Source organism: Arthrobacter hankyongi (genome assembly GCF_022012395.1).
GTDB lineage: Bacteria > Actinomycetota > Actinomycetes > Actinomycetales > Micrococcaceae > Crystallibacter > Crystallibacter hankyongi.
This window is the reverse complement of sequence record NZ_JAKLTQ010000018.1, coordinates 64,084-84,664: the sequence shown is the minus strand read 5'-3', so window position 1 is coordinate 84,664 and position 20,581 is coordinate 64,084. Positions and strand designations below refer to the sequence as shown.

The 20,581-nt window shown below is 70.0% G+C and carries 20 protein-coding genes; 13 read left to right on the top strand and 7 right to left on the bottom strand.

What is annotated here, in order from left to right:
* Positions 1-2: 2 nt before the first annotated feature.
* The gene (locus tag LVY72_RS18825) at positions 3-812 is read right to left on the bottom strand and encodes an alpha/beta fold hydrolase (protein ID WP_237824783.1); all 810 of its coding nucleotides are present in this window, start codon (positions 810-812) and stop codon (positions 3-5) included.
* A gap of 116 nt (positions 813-928) precedes the next feature.
* Between LVY72_RS18825 and LVY72_RS18820 the strand changes: the two genes are divergently transcribed.
* The gene (locus tag LVY72_RS18820; protein ID WP_237824781.1) at positions 929-1,807 is read left to right on the top strand and encodes a PaaX family transcriptional regulator; all 879 of its coding nucleotides are present in this window, start codon (positions 929-931) and stop codon (positions 1,805-1,807) included.
* Here LVY72_RS18820 and LVY72_RS18815 read toward each other — a convergent pair.
* Positions 1,774-2,544: an alpha/beta hydrolase family protein gene (locus tag LVY72_RS18815; protein WP_237824779.1), complete on the bottom strand. Its 771-nt coding sequence runs from the start codon at positions 2,542-2,544 to the stop codon at positions 1,774-1,776. The genes LVY72_RS18820 and LVY72_RS18815 overlap by 34 nt on opposite strands.
* 59 nt (positions 2,545-2,603) lie before the next feature.
* Positions 2,604-3,083, bottom strand: coding sequence for a cupin domain-containing protein (locus LVY72_RS18810; RefSeq protein ID WP_237824771.1), 480 nt, complete (start codon positions 3,081-3,083; stop codon positions 2,604-2,606).
* A gap of 217 nt (positions 3,084-3,300) precedes the next feature.
* Between LVY72_RS18810 and LVY72_RS18805 the strand changes: the two genes are divergently transcribed.
* The 4 genes from LVY72_RS18805 (at position 3,301) to LVY72_RS18790 (ending at position 7,391) form a co-directional block, all read left to right on the top strand.
* Positions 3,301-4,356 (top strand): MBL fold metallo-hydrolase, encoded by a 1,056-nt coding sequence (locus LVY72_RS18805; protein ID WP_237824769.1) that lies wholly within the window; start codon positions 3,301-3,303, stop codon positions 4,354-4,356.
* A complete protein-coding gene (locus LVY72_RS18800) occupies positions 4,353-5,810 on the top strand; it encodes an MFS transporter (RefSeq protein WP_237824766.1) in 1,458 nt (485 codons plus the stop codon). The genes LVY72_RS18805 and LVY72_RS18800 overlap by 4 nt, the downstream gene beginning before the upstream one ends.
* 179 nt (positions 5,811-5,989) lie before the next feature.
* A complete protein-coding gene (locus LVY72_RS18795; protein WP_237824764.1) occupies positions 5,990-6,427 on the top strand; it encodes an acyl-CoA thioesterase in 438 nt (145 codons plus the stop codon).
* A gap of 58 nt (positions 6,428-6,485) precedes the next feature.
* The gene (locus LVY72_RS18790; RefSeq protein ID WP_237824762.1) at positions 6,486-7,391 is read left to right on the top strand and encodes a PaaX family transcriptional regulator; all 906 of its coding nucleotides are present in this window, start codon (positions 6,486-6,488) and stop codon (positions 7,389-7,391) included.
* Between the two features lie 75 nt (positions 7,392-7,466).
* On the opposite strand, the gene LVY72_RS18785 is transcribed toward LVY72_RS18790, so the two are convergent.
* Complete coding sequence (locus tag LVY72_RS18785) at positions 7,467-7,883, bottom strand: RidA family protein (protein ID WP_237824760.1); 417 nt, start codon at positions 7,881-7,883, stop codon at positions 7,467-7,469.
* A gap of 142 nt (positions 7,884-8,025) precedes the next feature.
* On the opposite strand from LVY72_RS18785, the gene LVY72_RS18780 reads away from it, so the two are divergent.
* The 5 genes from LVY72_RS18780 to LVY72_RS18760 are packed head-to-tail and all read left to right on the top strand — an operon-like array spanning position 8,026 to position 14,442.
* The gene (locus LVY72_RS18780) at positions 8,026-8,895 is read left to right on the top strand and encodes a fumarylacetoacetate hydrolase family protein (protein ID WP_237824758.1); all 870 of its coding nucleotides are present in this window, start codon (positions 8,026-8,028) and stop codon (positions 8,893-8,895) included.
* 39 nt (positions 8,896-8,934) lie between these two features.
* Complete coding sequence (locus LVY72_RS18775) at positions 8,935-9,429, top strand: cupin domain-containing protein (protein ID WP_237824756.1); 495 nt, start codon at positions 8,935-8,937, stop codon at positions 9,427-9,429.
* Positions 9,426-10,340, top strand: coding sequence for an acyl-CoA thioesterase (locus LVY72_RS18770; RefSeq protein WP_237824753.1), 915 nt, complete (start codon positions 9,426-9,428; stop codon positions 10,338-10,340). Before LVY72_RS18775 ends, LVY72_RS18770 begins: the two co-directional genes overlap by 4 nt.
* A gap of 28 nt (positions 10,341-10,368) precedes the next feature.
* The gene (locus LVY72_RS18765; protein ID WP_237824746.1) at positions 10,369-12,036 is read left to right on the top strand and encodes an AMP-binding protein; all 1,668 of its coding nucleotides are present in this window, start codon (positions 10,369-10,371) and stop codon (positions 12,034-12,036) included.
* A gap of 12 nt (positions 12,037-12,048) precedes the next feature.
* Positions 12,049-14,442, top strand: a complete 2,394-nt coding sequence (locus LVY72_RS18760; RefSeq protein WP_237824739.1) for a bifunctional salicylyl-CoA 5-hydroxylase/oxidoreductase — start codon at positions 12,049-12,051, stop codon at positions 14,440-14,442.
* A 190-nt stretch (positions 14,443-14,632) separates the two neighbouring features.
* Here LVY72_RS18760 and LVY72_RS18755 read toward each other — a convergent pair whose 3' ends face one another.
* Positions 14,633-15,205, bottom strand: a complete 573-nt coding sequence (locus LVY72_RS18755) for an MOSC domain-containing protein (protein ID WP_237824731.1) — start codon at positions 15,203-15,205, stop codon at positions 14,633-14,635.
* A gap of 124 nt (positions 15,206-15,329) precedes the next feature.
* Here LVY72_RS18755 and LVY72_RS18750 point away from each other — a divergent pair, with 124 nt between their 5' ends.
* The 3 genes from LVY72_RS18750 to LVY72_RS18740 all read left to right on the top strand — a co-directional run bounded on the left by LVY72_RS18750 (position 15,330) and on the right by LVY72_RS18740 (position 16,920).
* Complete coding sequence (locus tag LVY72_RS18750) at positions 15,330-15,599, top strand: YegP family protein (protein ID WP_237824728.1); 270 nt, start codon at positions 15,330-15,332, stop codon at positions 15,597-15,599.
* Between the two features lie 54 nt (positions 15,600-15,653).
* The gene (locus LVY72_RS18745) at positions 15,654-16,193 is read left to right on the top strand and encodes a DUF488 domain-containing protein (RefSeq protein ID WP_237824726.1); all 540 of its coding nucleotides are present in this window, start codon (positions 15,654-15,656) and stop codon (positions 16,191-16,193) included.
* 340 nt (positions 16,194-16,533) lie between these two features.
* Positions 16,534-16,920 carry a VOC family protein gene (locus LVY72_RS18740; RefSeq protein WP_237824724.1) on the top strand — a complete coding sequence of 129 codons (387 nt, stop codon included), beginning with the start codon at positions 16,534-16,536 and terminating at the stop codon, positions 16,918-16,920.
* 293 nt (positions 16,921-17,213) lie between these two features.
* On the opposite strand, the gene LVY72_RS18735 is transcribed toward LVY72_RS18740, so the two are convergent.
* Both LVY72_RS18735 and LVY72_RS18730 read right to left on the bottom strand, forming a co-directional pair.
* Complete coding sequence (locus tag LVY72_RS18735; protein ID WP_237824716.1) at positions 17,214-18,908, bottom strand: APC family permease; 1,695 nt, start codon at positions 18,906-18,908, stop codon at positions 17,214-17,216.
* Positions 18,909-19,068: 160 nt separating this feature from the next.
* Positions 19,069-20,577: an aldehyde dehydrogenase family protein gene (locus LVY72_RS18730; RefSeq protein WP_237824709.1), complete on the bottom strand. Its 1,509-nt coding sequence runs from the start codon at positions 20,575-20,577 to the stop codon at positions 19,069-19,071.
* Between the last annotated feature and the right edge of the window lie 4 nt (positions 20,578-20,581).

Genomic DNA, 20,581 nt, shown 5'->3' with positions numbered 1-20,581 from the left:
GGCTACTGGCTCAGGCCGGTCAGGAACGCGCCGAGGACGCGGTCGAACTCCTCGGGCTGCTCGAGGCTGGGGGTGTGGCCGGCGCCGTCGATCCGGGCGAAGCTGCTGTGCGGCATGAGCTCGTGCATCCGGGCCGCCGCGCCGCCGTCGAACGCGTCATCCGTGCCGGCGATAACGAGGGCCGGCACCTGCACGGCCCGCAGGGTGTCCGCGAAGCCGCGGCGTTCGGCCCGGCCGCGCATCGCGGCCGCGGCGCCGGCGGCGGGGGAGCGGCGGATCATCTGCAGCACCATCCCGGCGACCTCGGGCAGTTTGTCCACGTTGTAGCCGGCGATCATCACGCCCAGGACATCGGCGGCGTAGTCCTGCATGCCCTCGGCGATCAGGCGGTCCGCGGTGGTGTGGCGGCGGCGCCGGCCGGCGGCGTCCTCGGCCTGCGGGACCGTGTCCACGATGGCCAGGGCACGCACGCGCTGCGGGTAGGAGTGCTGGATTTCCATCGCGACCTGGCCGCCCATCGAGTAGCCGAGCACGACCGCCTTGTCGATCCCCAGCAGGTCGAGCAGCCCGACGGCGTCCGCGGCGAACTCCTCGGTGTAGACGATGCCGGCGGTCACCTCGGACTCGCCGAAGCCGCGCAGGTCAGGGGCGATGACCCGCCAGCCGTCGGCCGCGAAGCGCCGGACCTGGCCGTCCCACATGCTGCGGTCGAAGGCATGGCCGTGCAGGAGCAGCAGCACGTTGCCGGTCCCGCCGTCCGGATCTGAGTCGGTGTAGGCAATCAGGGCGTCGTTGATGGTGGCGGTGGGCATGGGCGGGCCTTTCTGATATTGCGGAGCGGTTGGGTTTATTCTTCCGTGCCGCGCTGCCGCCGGGCCAGTCGGAGGCAGTGGGCGGCGCTGACAGCAGCCGTGCCTAGGATGGAAGCGTGTCCGCCCCCGACCTTGAACTGACCGGCCCCGTCCCGTCCCCGGCCCACCGGCCGCTCCACCAGGAACTCGTCGTCACGCTTTACGGCCTGTACGGCGCCGGCGGTATGCTGCCGGTTTCGGCGCTGGTGGCCATGCTCGCCGACCTGGGCGTCGACGGGCAGGCGGCGCGGTCCACTATCTCGCGGCTGAAGGCCAAGGGCATCCTGCGCAGCCGGAAGCACGACGGCGTGGCCGGCTATACGCTGTCGCCGGACGTGCTGGACCTCTTCCGCGCCGACGACCAGCGCATCTTTGCCCCCGAACGCTCGAAGCCGGGGGATCCGTGGTCGCTGGTGGTTTTCTCGGTGCCGGAGGCCGAACGCAACCGCCGGTATGAGCTCAAGGCCGAGCTGACCAGCCTGGGCTTCGGCTTCGTGGCCGCCGGCGTGGCGATTGCGCCCAGCACGGTGATGGGCCAGGCGATGGGGCGGCTGGCCGAACGCGGGTTGGACGGCTACGCCGAGTATTTTTCCGGCGACTATCTGAAGTCCGGGGACATCCGGGCGCTGGTGCCGCAGTGGTGGGACCTGGGTTCCCTGGACCGGCAGTACGAGGACTTCCTCGAGGACTATGCCGGCCTGGCGGACTACTGGGAGCGCCGGACGGCCGGGGGCGGCCCGCTGCCGGCCTCCGAACACCGGCTGGCCTTCGCCACCTACGTGCCGCTGCTGACGCTGTGGCGGAAGTTCCCCTACCGGGATCCGAACCTGCCGCTGGAGTACCTGCCGGAGGGGTGGAAGGCGCCCCGGGCCAAGCAGGCTTTCCTGACCCTGCACCGGATCCTGTGCGATCCGGCTGCCACCTATGCCGGGGAACTGCTGGACGCCCGGAACTGATCCGCGGTCGTCTCCAGCCAGTGCCGCACCCGTTCCCAGGTGGGGGTGGCAGGATCGATAGCGGCCAGGTGATCCAGTTCGTGCGGTGAATAGAAGTCCACCTGGTCCCCCGCCCCGCGCGCGGCCACGAGGTAATCCTGCGAGTGCTCCACCGGGACGCGCTGGTCGGAGGCGCCGTGGACCACCAGCAAGGGCACGCCGACGGGCAGTTGCCAGACCGGTGAGGCTGCCTCATAGGTTGCCGGGTCCTGTCCGGGGGAGCTGCCAAAGAACTCCGCGGCGGCATTTTCGCCCAGGCCTTCGCGCCAGGTGCGGGCCGCATCGGTGACCGGGGCGAGGGCGACGACGGCGTCCAGGCGGCCGGCGGCCAGCAGCACCAACTGCCCGCCGACGGAGTGTCCGATACCGAGCAGCGGGCCACTCCAGCCGGCGCGCCACGGCGTGGCGGCCACGGCGTCGACGGCGGCCTGCACGTCTTCGAGGGTGGCAGGCCAGCCGCCGCCGTTGCCGCCGCGGCGGTATTCGACATTGGCCACCGCCCAGCCGTGCGCGGTGAGGTCGCGGACCAGCGGCTCCATCAGCGAGGCATCGAACCGTGCACGCCAGTAGCCTCCGTGCACCAGGACCGCGGCGCCGTGGCACGGCTGTCCCGGGTCCGGGTCCCAGCACTCGATGGTCTGGGGGGCGTGCGGCCCATACTGCAAGGTCAGCGCGGGCCGGGGGGCGGTGGTGTGCATGGGAATTCCTCTTACTGGGTCGGGCAGGCGCCCGGCCTCGGATGCCGGGCGCCCCACTGTCAGGCGCCGGGAACGGTGCCCGGCGGGAGGAAGTCGACGTCGTGCAGGGCCGAGCGGCGGACCACTTCCTCCGGGTCCTCCAGGTTGTGCAGCTGGTCGAAGAGCTGGGCCAGGCGGCCGGCGGGGCTGACCCAGAACAGTGCCTTGCCCGGGGTCTCGCCCTTGTTGTAGTAGGCGTGCGGCAGGTCCTTGGGCATCCGGACGGTGTCGCCGGGGCCGGCGGTGGTCCACTCGCCGTCCAGGTAGAGCGTGTAGACGCCCTCCATCACGTAGATGTGTTCGTCCTGGGTCGGGTGCACGTGCGGCGGCACGCCGGTGCCGGTCGGGTCGAGCGAGAGCCAGGCGAAGCTGGTGGCGCTTTCGACCTTGGCCAGGTACGTGTGGCCGAGCACGTTCCAGGTCTTGTTGCCCATCGCCTCGCTGGCGAGCGTGATGCCCTTCGGCAGGGCGCCGAGCACGATTTCCTGTTCCTGCTGCATGGGAAGTCCTTTCAGTGGTGTTCCGGGAGCTTGCGGTGCGGCCAGCATGGCAGAGCCGGAACAGATATGCAACACCTCTTGCGATCGCAAAAACTACTGCATATGATGTGGGTCACGTCCGGCCGATCGGTGCCGGTTGCGTCCATCCAGCCCGCTCCGCTTCTCTTCCGGCGCGGGTGTGTTTTGCCCATCCATCGAGGAAACGAGGGCCACAGCCATGAGCCATCCCCACCGGGGCATGTCCGTCCATACGCTGGGAACGGGAGGCGGTCCGATCGTCTCCAGCAGCCGTGCCGGCACCAGCACCGCCGTCAGGGTCGACGGCGCCACGTACGTCGTCGACTGCGGTATGGGAAGCATCCGCAACTACCGCTCCAGCTGCGCCTGGTCCGAGCTGCGCGGCATCTTCCTGACCCACCACCACTCCGACCACATCTATGACCTGGGCTCCTTCCTGGTCACCGGCTGGCAGGTGCCGGGCGAATCCTTCAGCCGCCCGATCCAGATCTTCGGCCCGGGCCGGCCGCCGCGCGTTCCGGCCCTCGACGCCGAGCATGCCGCCCAGGTGGACGCGCGGATCGGGAAGCGGGCCATGGCCGGAACCACCGAGGTGGTCGGCGCGCTGCTGGACCGCGTGTTCGCCTCCGATATCTGCATCCGGATGGCCGACGAGGGCCGCAGCGAGCCGCACGAATGGGTGACGGCGCACGACATCGGGATTCCGGTGGAGGCCGGGGCCGACCCGGTGGCTGCCCGGCATCCGCAGATGGAGCCGTTTGAGGTCTACCGCGACGAACTGGTGACGGTCACCGCCATCCTGGTGGACCACCGGCTGTGCTATCCGGCCTTCGCCTTCCGCTTCGATTCCGCCTACGGGTCCGTGGTGGTTTCCGGCGACACCGCCTATTCGGAGAACTGCATCCGGCTCGCCCGCGGGGCCGACCTGCTGCTGCACGAGGTGATGGATCTGGAAGCCATCCTGGCCACCTTCCCGGACGGGCCCACGCGCGACGGGATCGAGATCCACCTGCGCGAGTCCCACACCTCCTTCGACGAGGTCGGCAAGGTGGCCCGGGCCGCCGGCGTCGGACGCCTGGTGCTGCACCACATCGTGCCCAACACGCCGGGAACCGCTGACCTGCAGAAGATGGAAAAGGCCGCCCGCCGGGACTTCGGCGGTCCGGTGCAGGTGGCCGAGGACAATGACTGTTTCGTGGTCGGTGCCGGCACGGACCATGCCGGCCGCCGCGAGGAAGCGCAGGTGGGAGCATGACGACGCAGCAGCAGATCCCGCCGCACACCCTGCGGGCGGCCATCGCGACCGGCCGGATGAACCGGCGGGCCTGGCTGGTGACCGGCGCGCTGGTGGTGTTCCAGATCATCAACTTCGCGGACAAGGCCGTGCTCGGCCTGGTGGCCGATTCGGCCATCCGGGAGCTGGGCCTGACCGCCGGCCAGTTCGGCTTCATCGGCAGCGCCTTCTTCTTCCTCTTCGCCGTCACCGCCGTCGCGGTGGGTTTCCTGGCCGGGAATGTGTCCACCCGCTGGATCATCCTCACCATGGGGATCAGCTGGGCCGTGCTGCAGTTCCCCATGCTGTTCGGCGGCGGGGCCGCGGTGCTGCTGGTCTCGCGCATCCTGCTCGGGGCGGCCGAAGGCCCGGCGACGCCGATCACCCTGCAGCACGTCCACGGCTGGTTCGCGCCGAAGGAGCGCGGACTGCCCAGCAGCCTGGTCGCCATCGGCTCCACGCTCGGACCGATCATTGCCGCCCCGGTGCTGGCCTGGATCATTGCCAACCCCGCGCTGGGCTGGCGCTGGGCCTTCGGTTTCCTCGGCATCGTCGGCCTGGTCTGGTCGCTGTGCTGGCTGCTGGTCGGCCGCGACGGACCGTACAGCCACACCGCGACGAAGCGCGGTGCGGCGGAAGCTGCCGAGGGCGACGGCGGCCCGGCTGCCGGCGCAGCCGGCGCCGGTGGGGTGGAAGGCGGCCGGGGCAGCATCGCCGAGCGGGCGGACCTGCTCCAGCTCGTGCCGATCCGCCGCGTGCTGGGCTCGAGGATGTTCCTGGTGGCGGTGCTGGCCGGAGCCGGCTGCTTCTGGGCGCAGGGCTTTTTGACCACTTGGTCGCCGAAGTACCTGGCCTCGGTGGTGGCCCTGCCGCCGGAGATGATCGGCCTGGTCTCCACATTCCCGTGGCTGCTCGGCGCCGGCGCGCTGCTGGTGCTGGGCTACCTCTCGCGCTTCCTGATGCGCCGCGGGGTGACCGTGCGCTGGGCGCTGGGCGCCCTGTTCGGCGCAACCCTGCTCTGCTCGGGGCTGTGCTTCCTGATCCTGCCGCAGATGGACGGCCCCGCGGCCGTGGTGTTCGTGACCCTCGGCGCCGGCTTGGCCATGATCTACCCGCTGGCGCCTACCGCCGTCGCCTTCTGCGTCTGCTCCAAGCAGCGCGCAGCCGTGATGGCCACGCTGACCGGTCTGGCCTCGCTCGGCGGCGTGGTGGCTCCGGCCATGGTCGGCACGTTGATGGACCGGGCCGGCTACGTCCCGGCGCCCAAGGGCGTGCACGAGACGGCCGAGATGGCGGCCCGGCTGGCCGAAGGCATGAACTCGGCGTTCTGGATGATCGGGATCTACCTGGTGCTGGTGGGGGCGGCGAGCGTGCTGCTGCTGAACCCGGACCGCACCGCGTCCCGGCTGCAGGAGCGGTTCGCGTTCAACGGCTGACCGGGATATCTGCCGCATCCAGGGAATGCGGGCCGGCGGCGCCGGGCTGGTCGATGGACCGGTCCGGCGCCGTCTGGCCCCGCATTTATTGACTGATGTATACGCCCGTCATTTAAGCGGCATATCATGGAGTCGACAGCCTGCGGCGGCTACAAGGTCTGCAGGCGGAGAGGAAAGCCATGGACAGCCACGACACCCCGCAACTCCCGGGTGCCAGCATCGAACGGACCGTCGAATGGGTGGACACGGACGCGGCCGGCCATCAGCACAATTCGGCCATCATGCGCTGGGTGGAGGCTGCCGAGGCCGAGCTGTTCCGCCGGCTGGACCTGCCGGACTACTTTCCCTGCGCCCCGCGCGTGCAGCAGGTGATCAACTACCGGAACAAGCTGTGGTTCGGCCAGCGCATCACCGCCACCGTCACGGTGCAGAAGATCGGCCGGACGTCGCTGACCTTCGGTTTCGAGGTCCATGGCCAGCCACACGAAAAGTCCGGCGGCGGCCTCGCCGCCCACGGCACCTTCACCACCGCCTACGTTCCCGCGGGAGCCGAAGCCGCCCACCCCTGGCCGGAGCATATCCGCAGCGCCCTCAGTGCCGGCGTCGTGCCGGTCTGAGCCCGCCGTCCTGCCACCCACCCGGGCGGCTGCCTATGATGATCGGAGCCGTACCGCCATGCCCACAGTAGAAACGGGAGTCCAGCGGATGATCACCGTCCCTACGCCGCCGCTGCGGCACCAGCAGCTCATCCTGACCATCTACGGGCTGTACGGCCGGCGCGGCGGCGGTGCGCTGCCGGTTTCGGTGCTGATCGAAATGCTCGGCGCCCTGGGCCATGACGCCCCTGGCGTGCGCTCGGCCGTCTCGCGGCTGAAGGCCAAGGGGGTGCTCAACAGCGTCAGGAACGGCGGCGCAGCCAAGTACGAACTCTCGCCGCGTTGGCTGGAAATGGTCAATGAGGGCGACGAGCGCATCTTCGCCCCGCACCGGGATGCCCCCGGCAGTCCGTGGGTGCTGGCGATCTTCTCGGTGCCCGAATCGATGCGGGAACGCCGCCACCAGCTGCGCACCGAACTGACCCGGCTGGGCTTCGGGTCCATGGCGGCCGGTGTGTGGATTGCGCCCTCCGGGGTGCGCGAGGGCGCCAAGCGCCGGCTGGCCAACCGGGGACTGGCCGAATACGTCGAGTTCTTCACCGGCGACTATGAGCCCGAGGGGGACATGCGGGCCCGGGTGGCGCAGTGGTGGGACCTGGAGGCGCTGCAGGTCCAGATCTCGGAGTTCATGCAGTACTACGGCAGTTCGCTCGCGGACTGGACCGCGGAAGTGGGCGGCGACCCGGCGGCCGCCCTGGCTGCCTCCGGCCCGGAGCTGCGCCGCGACGCGTTCCGCTACTACGTGCCGATGCTGACCCTGTGGCGGCGCCTGCCCTACAGCGACCCGGGGCTGCCCCTGGACTACCTGCCCGAGGGCTGGCAGGGGCCCGAGGCCCGGCGGATCTTCTTCGGTGTGCATGAGCTGATCGCCCCCATGGCCGAGGCCCATGCCCGGTCCCTGGTGGACGACGCCGAGGCGGCCTGAGGCTGCTTTAAGACCGTGCGGGCCGGCCGGGAGATCCTCCCGGCCGGCCCGCACGCGCTCGGCGCTCCGAGGTGGCTATGCCTCCTGGATGACCGCGATGCCCTGGATTTCGATCATCGCTTCCTTCTGCCACAGCCGGGAGACGCCGATGCCGGCCATCGCCGGGTATTCGGAGCCGGCCATCTCGCGCCAGATGCGCCCGATCTCCCGGCCGTGGGCCATGTAGTCGTCCACGTCCGTGAGGTAGATGGTCACGCTGACCAGGTCCTGCGGCCGGCCGCCGGCCTCTTCCAGCGTGGTGAGCACATTGGAAAAGGCCTGCCGGAACTGCTCCACGATCCCGCCCGGGACGATGTTCATGTCCTGGTCCAGGGCGGTCTGGCCGCCGAGGAACACGGTGTTGCCGGCCAGGATGCCGTGCGCATAGCCGGAGGGCTTCGGCAGCGAGGCTGGGTTGATGGTGCGGTTGCCGGTTGCTGTCTGGTTGGTCATTGTGCCTCCTTGGCATCGCCGGTGCGTAAGAAACCGATGTTTTGGAAAACCCTGTTGCAGATCAGTGTGATCGTGCTAACTTGAGCATATGTGACGGCCGTAAAAAAGTCGATACATTCGAAACGAGAAGGGAACCCGAGGCATGAGACTGGCCACCCTGCGCACCGGCGCACAGACCACGACGGCGGCACTTGCCGTGGGCGCCGACGCCTACCTGCCGCTGCCGGCGCGGGACGCCGGTGCGCTGCTGCGCAACCCGGAGTGGCGTTCCGCGGCCCGGGATGCCGCCGCCCATGCATCCACCTCCGACGTCGTCCACGGCGCCACCCTGGCGCCGCTGCTGCCGCAGGCAGGCAAGGTCATCTGCTGCGGCTTGAACTACGGTGACCACATCCAGGAGATGGGCCGGGAGCTGCCCGAGTACCCGACGCTCTTCGCCAAGTTTGCCGACACCCTGGCCGGTGCCGCGGACGAGATCGAGGTGCAGGGCAGCGAGCGCGTGGACTGGGAAGCCGAGCTCGCCGTCGTCGTCGGCGCCACGCTCACCCGGGCGGACGAGGCCGAAGCGCAGGCGGGCATCGCCGGCTACACCGTGGCCAACGACGTCTCCATGCGCGACTGGCAGAACCGGACCCTGCAGTGGTTCCAGGGCAAGGCCTTCGACGCCACCACGCCGGTGGGCCCGGTGATGGCCACGCCGGACGAGGTGGACGGCGGCGACGTCGAGGTCCGCGGCTATGTCAACGGCGAACTGGTGCAGCGCGGCCATACCCGGACGCTGGTGTTCGGGCCGGCCCGGCTGCTGTCCTACATTTCCCAGTTCACCACGCTGCGTCCCGGGGACCTGGTCCTGACCGGCACGCCGGGGGGAGTGGGCATGGGGATGCAGCCGCCGCGCTTTCTGGCCGACGGCGACATCATCACCACCGAGATCGACGGCATCGGGCGCCTGGCGAACCGGGTGTCCATCCGCCAGCCGGCCCGGCACCACCAGCCCGTCCACTCCGCATAATCCAACACCGCTAATCCAGCTAATCCAGAGGAGCAGACCATGAGCGACACCACCGTTGATTCCCGTACCGAATACCGCACCGAGGGCGACAACGCCATCTACGCCGGCCCCGATGGCAAGGTGGTCCCCGTGGTCACCCGCGCCGGGACCGAGGACACCAACACCGCCCAGTCCGGGGACTGCGTCCGGGTCTCGGGCGTGAGCATCCAGCACACCCCGGCCACCAAGATCTGGTTCGGCCAGGTCTCCAACGTGCCCGGCTACCGCTCGCTGCCGCACCACCACGGCGAGGCGGAGACCGGCGGCTACGTGCTGCGCGGCCACGGCCGGATCTACTTCGGCGAGAACTACGCCGACTTCATCGACATGACGGCCGGGGACTGGGTCTTCGTCCCGCCGTTCATGCCGCACGTGGAGGCCAACATGTCCGTGACCGAGGAGCTGGTCTGGCTGACCGCCCGCACCCCGGAGAACATCGTGGTCAACCTCCCGGACGTGGCCGACGGGAGCCTGGAAGGATACCGCCGGGCATGAGCGCCGTGACGCAGCCGCTGGCCGGCGCCCTGACCGCACAGACGTTCCTGCGCGCCGTCGACCTGTCGCCGGTCGAACCGCAGGTCCACGACGAAGCCTACGAGGCCACCACCCAGTACGTACCCTGGCCCAAGGCCTACGGCGGGGATATGGTGGCCCAGGCCGCCGCGGCCATGATGCGCTCGGTGGACGCGGACCGGTGCCTGCACTCGATGCACAGCTACTTCATGCGTCCGGTGGATATCGGTGCGGCCGTCCGCTACGAGGTCGAGCGGCTGCGCGACGGGCGCGGCTACTCCACCCGCAGCGTCCGAGGCTACCAAGGCGGCAAGGTGGTCTACGCGGCCATGGGTTCCTTCCAGGTGCCCGAAGAAGGCCCGGAATTCCAGCCGGCGATGCCGGCCGCGGTGGATCCCGAGTCGCTGCGCAGCGCCGCCGAGGCGCTCGAGGGGGTCGAGGGGCCGGCCGCGGAGTACTGGTCCGCCGGGCGCAGCTTCGACATGCGCCACGTCCCGGGCCCGGTGTACGTGCAGGTCGAGGGCGAACGGGTGCCGCAGCAGGCGGTCTGGGTCAGGGCCTTCGACCGGCTGCCCGACCTGGCCGACGCGCGCAGCACCGCGGACCTGCACCGCACGGCCCTGGCGTACGTGTGCGACTACACCATCCTGGAGCCCATCCTGCGGGTGCACGGGCTGGCCTGGGCCGACGAGGGCCTGGCCACCGCCAGCCTGGACCACGCCATGTGGTTCCACCGCGACGGCCGGGCCGATGACTGGGTGCTCTACGCCCAGGAAGCGGTTTCCGGACAGCGCAACCGCGGCCTGGCCCTGGGCCGGTTCTTCGACCGCTCCGGCCGGCTCCTGGCCACCGTGGCCCAGGAAGGCATGATCCGTGCCGGCCGCGCCCACTAGCACCCATCCAGCCATCGAAAGGAACGCCATGGAACTGTCCCCTTCGGCCCACGTGGACTCCTTCACCCGCGACCACCTGCCGCCGGCCGAGACGTGGCCGGTGCTCGAATTCACCCTGCCCGACCTGCAGTACCCGGACCGCCTCAATGCCGCGGCGGTGCTGGTCGACGACGCCGTGGCCGCTTTCGGCCCGGACCGGCCCGCGCTGCGCACCCCGGACGGGGCGGTGTGGAGCTACGGCGACCTGCAGACCCGGGCCAACCAGGTGGCGCAGGTGCTCACCGAGGACCTCGGCGTGGTCCCGGGCAACCGGGTGCTGCTGCGCGGCCCGAACAACCCGTGGCTGGTGGCCGCCTGGCTGGGCGTGCTCAAGGCCGGCGCCGTGGTGGTCACCACCATGCCGGTGCTGCGGGCCAGCGAGGTGGCCAAGATCGCCGAGCTGACCCGGCCGGCGGTGGCCATCACCGACCACCGCTTCGCCGAGGGGGTCGCCGCAGCGGTCGGTGACGGCACCGCCGTCGTCAGCTACGGCGCCGACGACGCCGGGGACCTCACCGCCCGCTGTGCCGCCAAGAGCGGGACGTTCGAGGCCGTGGCCACCGCGGCCGACGACGTCGCGCTGCTGGGCCCGACCTCCGGCACCACCGGCACGCCGAAGATCACCATGCACTTCCACCGCGACATCCTGGCCAACGCGGACACCTTCGCCCGGCACATCCTGGCGCCCACCACCGAGGACGTGTTCGCCGGGTCCCCGCCGCTGGCCTTCACCTTCGGCCTCGGCGGCCTGGTGGTCTTCCCGCTGCGCTTCGGCGCCTCGGTGCTGCTGACCGAGCGCGCCACCCCGGTGGAGCTGGCCCGGCACGCCGCCGCCGCGGGCGCGACCATCCTGTTCACCGCCCCGACCGCCTACCGGGCCATCCTCAAGGAAGGCGAGGGCGGGCTGCTGTCGGGCCTGCGGGTGGCGGTCTCGGCCGGCGAGCACCTGCCGAAGGAAACCTGGGAGGCGGTGCATGAGGCCACCGGGCTGCGCCTGGTCAACGGCATCGGCGCCACCGAGATGCTGCACGTGTTCATCTCCGCCGCCGGCGCGGACATCCGCCCGGGCGCGGTCGGCGTGCCGGTGCCCGGCTTCCGGGCCAGGGTCATCGACGCGGACGGCAACGAGGCCGCCCCGGGCGAGCCCGGACGCCTGGCCGTGATCGGGCCCACCGGCTGCCGCTACCTGAACGACGCCCGGCAGGCTGCCTACGTGCACCATGGCTGGAACATCACCGGGGACACGTTCCTGCGCGACGAGGACGGCTACTTCTACTACCAGGCCCGCTCGGACAACATGATCATCTCCTCCGGCTACAACATCGGCGCCCCGGAGGTCGAATCGGCCATCGACCAGCACCCGGACGTGGTGGAGAACGCGGTCATCGGCCGGCCCGATCCCGAACGCGGCAGCGTGGTCTGCGCCTTCATCGTCCTGCGCGCGGGCGTCGAGCCCAGCGCCGCCAAGCGCAAGGAAATCCAGGACTTCGTCAAGGCCACCATCGCCCCCTACAAGTACCCGCGGGACGTCCGGTTCGTCACCGAACTGCCCCGCAACCCCAGCGGCAAGCTGCAGCACTTCAAGCTGCGCGAGGGACTCCAGGAAGAAACCGCAGAAACCACAGAATTAGCCGGCGCAACGCAGGGCCGGGGCTGAAAGGAACACACCATGAAGATCGCAATCGTAGGCGGCGGACCGGGCGGCCTGTACTTCGCGGCATTGATGAAGCAGCTGGACTCCGCGCACGAGATCACGCTCTGGGAACGCAACGCGGCCAGCGACACGTTCGGTTTCGGCGTCGTCTTCTCCGACGAGACCCTGGGCGGGATCGGCAACGCCGACCCGGTCGTGGCCGATTACATGAGCCGGCGCTTCGCCCGCTGGTCCGACATCGACATCCACTTCAAGGGCCAGACCGCCACCGTCGGCGGCCAGGGCTTCGCGGCGATGAGCCGCAAGGAGCTGCTGGAACTGCTGCAGCGCCGCTGCGCCGAGCTCGGGGTGGACCTGCGCTTCTCCACGCTGGCCCCGCCGGTGGAGGAGCTGGAAGCGGAGTACGACCTGGTGCTGGCCGCGGACGGGGTGAACTCGCAGATCCGCGCCAAGTACGCCGAGGATTTCGGCCCGGACCTGGATGTGCGGGGCAACAAGTACATGTGGCTGGGCACCGACCAGGTCTTCGAGGCGTTCAAGTTCTTCGTCAAGGAGACCGAGTACGGGGTCATGCAGATCCACGGCTACCCCTTCTCCGACGAGGGCTCCACCTTCATCGTCGAGATGCACGAGGACGTCTGGCGCGCCGCCGGCTTCGACGAGACCGCCGGCGCGGTCTTCGCCCCGGGCGTCTCGGACGAGCAGGCGATCGCCAGGATCCGGGAGATCTTCGCCGACGAGCTGGACGGCTACCGGGTGCTGGCCAACAACTCCAAGTGGCTGAACTTCACCACCGTGCGCAACCGCAGCTGGCGGCACGGCAACGTGGTGCTGATCGGCGATGCCGCGCACACCGCACACTTCTCCATCGGCTCCGGCACCAAGCTGGCGATGGAGGACGCCCTGGCCCTGGCCGCCTGCCTGCACGAGCACCCCGGCCTCGATCAGGCTTTGGAGGCCTACGAGACCGAGCGGCGGCCCGTGGTCGAGTCCACCCAGCGTGCCGCGCAGGCCTCGCTGGAATGGTTCGAGCGGATCGGGCAGTACAAGGACCAGGACCCCACCCAGTTCGCCTTCAACCTGCTTACCCGCAGCCGCCGCATCACGCAGGAGAACCTGCGCCTGCGCGATCCGGAGTTCGCCCAGACGGTGGACCGGCACTTCGCCGAGTCCCAGGGCCTGGCGCAGGCAGCCCCGGCGATGTTCCAGCCCTACCGGATCGGCGGGCTTCAGCTGAAGAACCGCATCATCGTCTCGCCGATGGACATGTACTCGGCCGTGGACGGGGTGCCCGGCGACTTCCACAAGGTGCACCTGGGCAGCAAGGCCCTGGGCGGGGCCGGCCTGGTGATGACCGAGATGGTGTGCGTGTCCGCGGAAGGGCGGATCACCCCCGGCTGCACCGGCCTGTACACCGACGCACAGCGGGATAGCTGGAAGGGCATCGTCGACTTTGTCCACGGCCAGTCCAGTGCCAAGATCGGCGCCCAGCTCGGCCACGCCGGCCGCAAGGCCTCCACCCGGGTGATGTGGGAGGGCATCGACGAGCCGCTTCAGGCCGGCAACTGGGAAGCCGTCGGCCCCTCGGCGCTGCCCTACGGGCCGGGCAGCCAGACCCCGCGCGAAATCGACCGGGCCGGGATGGACAAGGTGGTCGCGGACTTCGTCGCCGCTGCCCGCCGCGCCGACGAGGCCGGCTTCGACCTGCTCGAGGTGCACGCCGCGCACGGCTACCTGCTCTCCGCCTTCCTGTCCCCGGTGGCCAACCAGCGCACCGACGAATACGGCGGGCCGCTGCAGAACCGGCTGCGCTTCCCGCTCGAGGTGTTCGACGCCGTGCGGGCGGCCTGGCCGGCCGCCAAGCCGCTGACCGTGCGGATCTCGGCCACCGACTGGATCGACGGCGGCAACACCGCCGACGACGCCGTCGAAATCGCCCGCGCCTTCGCCGCCCACGGCGCGGACGGGATCGACGTCTCCACCGGCCAGGTGGGCAAGGAAGAGAAGCCGGCCTACGGGCGCAGCTACCAGACTCCGTTCGCGGACCGGATCCGCCAGGAGGTGCCCGGCGTCGCCATCATCGCGGTCGGCGCCATCTCCTCCTACGATGACGCGAACTCGATCCTGCTCGCCGGGCGCGCGGACCTGATCGCGCTGGGCCGGACCCACCTGTACAACCCGCAGTGGACCCTGCACGCCGCGGCCGAGCAGGACTACCGCGGCCCCGGCGCCGAGTGGATCGCGCCCTTCCGGGCCGGCCGGCGCAAGCCGCCGAGCTCGCGCACGGACGCGGTGCGGCCCCGGCTGTCCCTGCTGCGGGAGGCCGACGTCGACCAGGCCCCGGCGCACCTGCGCTGGCAGCCGGCCACGGTGCCGGCACGTTCCAGCGAGCCGGTGCTGGCCCGCTAACCGGTTGGACTGGCCGCTCCTGGTAATAGGCGGCCTGGCGGCGGGCGGCGCGTCCTCGGACGTGCCGCCCGCTGTTGCCGTGCTGGCTGCCCGGGAACTGCCTACGCTGCCTGGTCCACTCTTGGCCCGGCAGGCGCAGCACGCGACCCACGGGTAGGCGGGCCGTCCCGGTCCGTGCCAGGCCAACGGGCTACGGCAGCCGGGTGGGCCGGAGCAGGACGGGCGCGCCGGCCCGGCAGGGGTCCAGCGGCACCGGGCTGTGCAGCACGGCCGGCCCGCGGTGCAGGACACCGTCCGAGAGCGGCTGGCAGCGCAGCCCGCCCCGCCCGCGCATCGCGGCATGGGCTCCGGGAGCGAGCATCCGGTCCATCCAGGCGCAGGGATGGGCGGGCCGTCCGCCCCGCAGCCTGATCAGGCCGCGGCGGGATTCCAAGGCGAACTCCTCACCCACCAGCGGAGCCAGTTCGGCGCCCCGCAGGATGACATTGCGCCGGGTCAGGAGCGGATTGAAGTCCGCCACGCCCAGCTCCGCGGCGATGGACTCGAGGGCCTCGACGGCCATCAGGGTCACCGCCGCATCCAGGTGCGCGGCCTTGCCGAAGAACCTGTCCCCGACGATGCCCTTGCCCGCTACCAGCTCCACCTGCCCGGCATCCGTTGTGGGCACGTCCGCGGCGCCGTCGCGGGAACGGCCGAAGTAGGCATGCCCGGGCGAGACGAGCAGGTGCAGGACCTGGACGGGATATTTGTAGGTTTCCGCCACGCCATCAGGCCTTTCGTCATGGGGATGCCTCGGGGACCGATATGGTAACAAAGCTTACTATTTCCGCAATGATGCGGTTTCTTGAGCTTTACCCAGGGATGAACCAACGTGAGGAGCGCGACGAGTGGCTGGTCATTTTGAGGTGGTTGACGCACTGAGTGGCGGGTACCAGATCCGGATGCTGGACGGCGACGGTGCGCTGGCGGCCGTGTCCGTCACCTACCCGACCCTCGACGCCGTCCGGGAGGGCATTGCACTGGCCCGCGAAATTGCCGGGACCGGCCTGGTCATGGACCGCACCCGCCCAATCCGGATCGTGCCGTCGGGGGAGCGGGCGGAAGCAGTCCCCGCTCCCGCTGCCGCAGTGCTGCCCGCGTTCGGACGGGCCAGCTGACCAGGTATACCGCGGCGGGGCGCCCGGCGGCGGGTGCAAAGTAGGCTCGAGCGCATGACGGCGGCACGCACGCTCCTGTTGACGGTCGGCCACGGAGCTGCCGGCGAGGACGACTTCCGGCGCCTGCTGCAGGCGGCGGAAGTCGCCGCCGTCGTCGACGTGCGGATCGGGCCGGGCAGCCGGAAGCACCCGCACTTCGGCAAGGCCCGGCTGCAGGAGTGGCTGCCGGCGGCCGGGATCGCCTACCGCTGGGAACAACGGCTGGGCGGCTTCCGCAAGCTCCCCGCGGATTCGCCCGACACCGCTCTGCGGAACGAGTCCTTCCGCGCCTACGCCGCGTACATGCGCACGCCGGACTTCGCCGCGGCGCTCGCCGGAGTGCTCGCGGAGGCGGCGGTGCGGCGCACCGCGGTGATGTGCAGCGAAACGGTGTGGTGGCGCTGCCACCGGCGGCTGATCGCCGACCACGCGCTGCTGATCGAGGGCGCGCAGCCGGTGCACCTGATGCCGCCCGGCCGGACGACGCCGCATCAGCCCACCGCGGGCGTGCGGGTGGCCGGGGATGAGCTGGTTTACGACGTGGCACCCGGCTGATCGTTGATCCCCGCGGCGATCAACTCCTGCAGGCCCTGCCGGAACTTGGCCTTGCCCCCGTGGGCCGGGTGCCGCACCCTGGGCGCGGTCCGTCCGCTGGTGCGGATGCTGCATGCGGCCACATTTCCCACGGCCACCACGGCCTGCACACCGGACAGCTGCTCCGAGGCCTGCCAAAAGGGCCGCCCGGCGGCGGTTTCGGTGGCCGTCGGGGTGCGGTTGGTCAGCGACAGGCCAGGACGGCGACGAATTCATCAACGGACTGCGGCGCGCTCCCGGTGGTTCCCATGGGGCCGAGCTTTGCACACCGGGCGGGCATCGTTCCGGGTAGGGTAGGCCCATGGAACTGCGCCTCGAGGTTGTCCAGGTACCGGTATCCGATGTGGACCGGGCCAAGAAGTTCTACACAGAGCAAATGGGATTCACGCTGGACCACGATGTCGAGCACATCCCCGGGATGCGGGTTGTCCAGCTCACTCCTCCCGGTTCTCCGACCTCGATCGTCATCGGCACGGGCATGCACGGGATGGCTCCCGGCAGCCTGGAAGGACTGCAGCTGGTGGTGCCGGACATGGCCGCGGCCCGGAACGAACTGCTCCGCCGCGGAGCCGATATCAGCGAACCCCACGACACCGGCGGATTCGCCTTCGCCTTTTTCGCCGACCCGGACGGCAATCGGTGGGTCATCCAGGAAATCCGCCGCGACGCACCGTCCGGATCATCATGACCTGCGGCACGTAACCGGGACTGTGAAGCGGCCGGCACAGCCGGGTGGGGCCGCAGCGCTGGAGGGCTTCGAAGCTGATCCCGGGTTTGGTGCTTGTGCCGGCGAACTGTCCGCTGATGGGGATGGCGGTTAACGTTTGTGCTCATGTTTTCGTGCGGCTGTCGGTGCATGTGGCATACGGACCGCCCGGAACGCACGGAACGGCACCCCGCCGCCGGTCAGGCCGGCGGAGGGGTGCCCGTCCATCCGGGGACGCTGCCCGGCCCTCGTGCTTATGATCGGCTGGGGCCGGCCTACGACCCAGGACCTCGTTCCGATATGGCGGCATTGGCCGCCAGTGCGTCAGGGATCTCGCCGGCAAAGTCGTCCGCAGGGGACAGCGCGGCTCCGGCGGCCGGCTCCGGCACCTGCCGGGTGGCTGCCGAAGCGTCGGTGCGGGCGGAGCCCGACGACGGATGGGCGGAGACGGCCGCGGCGTGCTCGGCCAGCACACCGGTCTGGTGGCGGATCTTCAGGCGGTAGAGGAGCGCGCCGCCAACCACGACGGCGCCGACGAACAGCACGCCGCCCCACTGCAGGTACCACTCGAACGGCGGAACGGAGTTGTAGATCTCCTGCCGCGGCCAGATGAGGTTCAGGGTCATGGCCCCGCCCCAGAGCACGGCCAGGATGTTCACCGGCAGGCCCCACTTGCCCAGGCTGAACCCGGCCGTGCCGGCCGCTTCCTCCTTGAGCGGCCACTTGCGCAGGAGCCTGTTCCGCAGCATGGGCACGGTGACCAGCAGGTAGGACAGGTAGATCAGGACGATGCTGATGCTGGACATGATGGTGAAAATGGCCGGCTGCATCACGTTGACGATCAGCGGGATCACTGCGATGACACCGATGACGATGGCTGCCACGGTGGGAGTCCTGCGGACGGGATGCACCTTGCTGAGCTGCCGGCTGAACGGCAGGTTGTTGTCCCGGGCCATGGCGAACATCATCCGGATGGCGGCGGCGTGGACCGCCAGGGTGCAGACGACCACGGCCACGACGATGCACACCAGGAAGGCCTTGCCGAACGGTCCGCCCAGCACGGAGAGCACGATGTGCTGCAGGCCGCCGTCGGCAGATCCGATTTTCGGATCGTTCAGGTCGGGAGCTGCCAGCAGCCCGCCGAGCAGAATCAGGCCGCCCAGCACGAAGGAGGCGGTGACGGCGCGCAGGATGGCCTTGGGTGCGGTGCGCTTAGGGTCCTTCGTTTCCTCGCCGAGGGAGCTGGCGGTGTCGAAGCCGTACATGACGTAGCCGGAGGCCATGGCGCCGATCAGGAAGACGCCGAAGAAGCCCAGCGGGTGCCCTTGGCCGTAGCCCGCGGTGTCGAAGAGGACTTCGGGACCGCGGACCGCATGCCAGAGCAGCGCCAGGACCAGCAGCACGGCCGCAACCAGTTCCACGAACACGCCGACGCTGTTGATCAGGGTCATCAGCTTCACGCCGAACGCGTTGATCAGCGTGGAGATGCCGATCATGATGCTGGCCAGCAGCACCCCGTTGACCGCAAAGTCGTACGGGCCGGTGCCGTCGCCGATGAGCTGGAAGCCGGACCAGATCTGCGGCAGTGTGATCTGCAGGGCCAGCGCGACGGCTCCCAGGGCCATCATCGAGGAAATCAGCAGGAGCCAGCCGGCCAGCCAGGCGTAGGTGCCCGAGGAGAGCCGCTTGGCCCAGTTGTAAACGGATCCGGCCACCGGATAGCGGCCGGCGAGTTCGGCGAAACAGAGTGCGACCATCAGCTGGCCGACGAAAACCATGGGCCAGGACCACGCGTAGGCGGGTCCGGCCATGGAAAAACCAAAGTAGAAGAGCTGGAATACACCGGTGAGGATGGAGATGTAGCTGACTCCGGCGGCGAAGCTGGCGAATTTGCCGATGCTGCGGTCCAGGGTCTGGGCGTAGCCGAATTCGTCCATACCGCCTGAGTCAGCCTTGGTGGGTTCCGACATTTGAGCTCCTAGTCGAATAGCACGATGGTTCCCGCGCGGGCGCGGGCGCTGGCTCCGGCAGGGCTCCGGCGGCGGGCGACGCTGCCCGCTGCCGGAGCCCTGCCGGTTTCCCCCTGTGTTGGTGCTGAGTTGTGTTGGCGTTGAGTCGGTACTGCTCGTCCTAGCCTTGGACCGATGAGCCAAACCAGCGGCTGGGGCCGGGCCGGGTGTTCTGCCAGATGTGCTTGGTTTCCCGGTACTCGGCCAGGCCGAGTGCTCCCAGTTCCCGTCCGTTTCCGGACTGCCCGAAACCTCCCCATTCGGCCTGCGGCACGTAGGGGTGGTAGTCGTTGATCCACACCGTGCCGTGCCGCAGCGCCTGGGCGACGCGCTGCGCGCGGGAAGCGTCCGCCGTCCACACGGCGCCGGCCAGGCCGTACACGGTGTCGTTGGCGAGCCTGACGGCTTCGTCCTCGGTCCGGAAGGTTTCCACCGTGAGGACCGGGCCGAAGGATTCCTCCTGGACCACTCTCATGGAACTGCTGCAGCCGTCCAGGACGGTGGGCGGGTAGAAGCTGCCGCCGGCCAGGTGCGGCTCCTGCGGAATGGTTCCGCCACAGACGAGCCGGGCGCCTTCGGCCACGCCGGCCTGGACATAGGCGTGGACCTTGTCACGGTGGGCGAAGGAGATGAGCGGGCCGGTCTCCGCCTGTTCGTCGAAGGGCCCGCCGAGCCTGATCTGCTGCGCTTTGGCTGCCACTTCCGCGACGAAGCGGTCGTGGATTTCCTCCTCCACGAGCAGCCGCGCGCCGGCCGAGCAGACCTGGCCGGAGTGCAGGAACACCGCGGTCAGGGCCATGTCGACGGCGGCGTCCCAGTCGGCGTCGGCGAAGACAACGTTGGGGTTCTTCCCGCCCAGCTCCAGCGCTACCCGCTTGACCGTCCCGGCGGCCGCGGCCATGATCCGCTTGCCGGTGGCCAGCCCTCCGGTGAAGGAGACCAGGTCCACGCGGGGGTCGGTGCTGAGCACGGCACCCACCTCAGGACCGGTGCCCGTGACGAGGTTGGCGACCCCGACGGGCACTCCCGCTTCGCGCAGGGTCTCCATCAGCAGCACCGCGGTGGAGGGCGTGAGTTCGCTGGGTTTGAGCACGAAAGTGTTGCCCGCCAGAAGCGCCGGGGCCACTTTCCAGGACACCTGGAGCAGGGGATAGTTCCACGGCGTGATGAGCCCGCAGACGCCCACCGGCATGTGGACGATCCGGCTGATCGCGTCGGGGTTGCCGGTGTCGATCACCCGGCCTGCGTCGGTGCCGGCGATGCCCGCGTAGTAGCGGAAGCAGGAGACGACGTCGTCGATGTCGTACTCCGCCTCGACCAGGCGCTTGCCGGTGTCCAGCGCCTCGGCCCGGGCGTACCGGGCCTTGTCGCGCTCCAGCAGTTCGGCGATGCGCTGCAGGACCCGGCCGCGTTCCTTTTCGGGCGTCCGGGGCCAGCCGCCGTCGTCGAATGCCTTGCGGGCGCTGGCGATGGCCGCCTCCGCGTCCGCGGTGGTGCCCTCGACGACGACGGCGACCTCCTTCCCGTCGGCAGGGCAGCTGATGCTGCGGGTCCGCTCCCCGGACGACGGCGACCAGGCACCGTCGAGGTAGAGGCCGGGGACCAGGGACAGTTGGGTATCCAAGCTCATGCGC